Annotated in this window: 1 protein-coding gene; it reads left to right on the top strand. The window is 61.5% G+C overall.

The genetic code is table 11. The features are described 5' to 3' along the window. Nucleotides 1-69: 69 nt before the first annotated feature. On the top strand, nucleotides 70-1,978 hold a 1,909-nt coding region (locus tag ACOSYY_RS20075; RefSeq protein ID WP_421664734.1), incomplete at its 3' end, for a dockerin type I domain-containing protein.

Genomic DNA, 1,978 nt, shown 5'->3' with positions numbered 1-1,978 from the left:
GGCGTCGTCCCCGATTGCCAGGGAAACTGCCCGCCCGGCCAGATCTGCGTTCGAAATTACATCGATAACATGGACGGCACGGTCACGATCTGCTGCGATTGCATCACTCCATCGTGCGATTGCCCCGGCGATGTGAACGGCGACGGCATCCTCAACGGCTTGGATATCGCCGGCTTCGTCCGCTGTTTCATGGGCGCTCCCCAACCGACCGACAATTGCGCCTGCGTCGACGTAAACGGCGACGGCTCCTACACCGCCGCGGACATCACGCTCTTCGTCAATCTCATTCTCTCCAAGGCGAAATGCGGCGACGAACCCTGCTGCCCGCAGGAGAATCTCTCGCAGAGCCTGGCCACCGGTGTCGACGCCAACGGCAACCTGATCCCCGTCGGCAGCGACGACGATGATTGGATTGTGACGCTTGATGCCAGCGGCGGCATTGTTCCGCGTCCGGCGACGGTGGTCACGCCGCACCCGTCATGGGCGACGTTCCCTGGCTCACAGTGGGTCTCTGCGAATTACTACGGACCCAACGGCGACTACGGCTACAAGATTTGTTTCTGCCTTGATGACCGATACAAAAACCCGGTCCTCACGCTGAGAATCCGCGCCGACGACGCCGGCCAGGTCTACCTGAACGGCAATTTCATCGGCAACTGCGCCGGCTTTTCCGATCCCAATCCGCCGACCATTACGGTCACCAATCCGGCGTTCTTCCATCCGGGCGAAAACTGCATCACCGTGGACGTGCAAAACATCGGCGGCGCCCCGACCGGCATTAACATGATCGGATCGATCGTCGCGAAAGACGGGAAATGTTGCTGCCCGCCGGACCGACTCAACCGGAACATTGATTCGGGCGTGTACGACAACTCCGGCGGAGTGCTCATTCCGTTCGGCAACAACGACGACACGTGGATGGTCGTCGCGCCCGATCCCAGCGGCGGCTCGACGCCCCGTTTGGCGACCGCAGTCGCGCCGCATCCATTGTGGGCGACCATCCCCGGCACGCACTGGGTCTCCGCCGACTACAACGGACCGAACGGCCTCTACACCTATCAGTATTGTTTCTGCCTCGACCCGAGATTCAAAAACGCCCAGCTCGTCATCGACCTTCTGGCCGACGACTATGCCGAGGTCTACCTGAACGGAAATCTCCTCGGCGCAACCCCCAACGGCTGGGCCTTCCTCAATCCGCCGACGCATATTGTCGTGACCAACCAGGCTTACTTCCGCGCCTGTGACAATTGCATCGAGGTGAAAGTCCTCAACTCCGGCGGGCCGCCCACCGGCATGGACATCGCCGCCACCATCACGGCCGATGACGGCCTGTGTTGCAGTGATCGGCCGCTTTCTTGTTGCACCATTGACGGATTCTGCATCGACTTGGCGCCGGGAACGACGAGTTGCCCCAACGGAGGTACGCCGTTCGCCGGACCGTGCGGAAATCCTCAGGCTTGTTGTCTGCCCGATGGGTCTTGTCAAACCGTCGATCCGCGTTGCTGTGAACGTGCCGGCGGAAGCGTGTTGCCGGCCGGAACAACCTGCGGCGGTCAACCGGTGGCTTGCTGCATCGACATGGCCGGAACGGCGCCGTGTCTGGTCGTGGATCCGGCCTGCTGCGTCAATATCTATCACGGTATTCCCAATCCAGCGTTCACGCATTGTCTCGACACCGACGGCGATGGCGTTCCTAACGCTTGCCAGCCGCCGCCGGAACAATGCGGCGTCAATCCCTTGACCGGTCTCTGTCGGCAGACGACGACCTGTCCGAACCCGGCGACGCAGCAATGTCTGCCCATTTGCGTGATCCTCGACGGCTCGATGCAACAGGTCATTGCCATCCAGGATTGCGATTGCAGGCAACAAAACGAGTGTCACATCGAATGGACACCCGGAACTCCCCCGCAATGCGTCGGAACCTGCCCGGCGGGCTTCACCTGCACCACGCAATACACTCCCAACCCCGACGGGACGG

This window comes from Nitrospira sp. BLG_2, from assembly GCF_049222245.1.
This window is presented reverse-complemented; position numbering and strand designations above follow the sequence as displayed.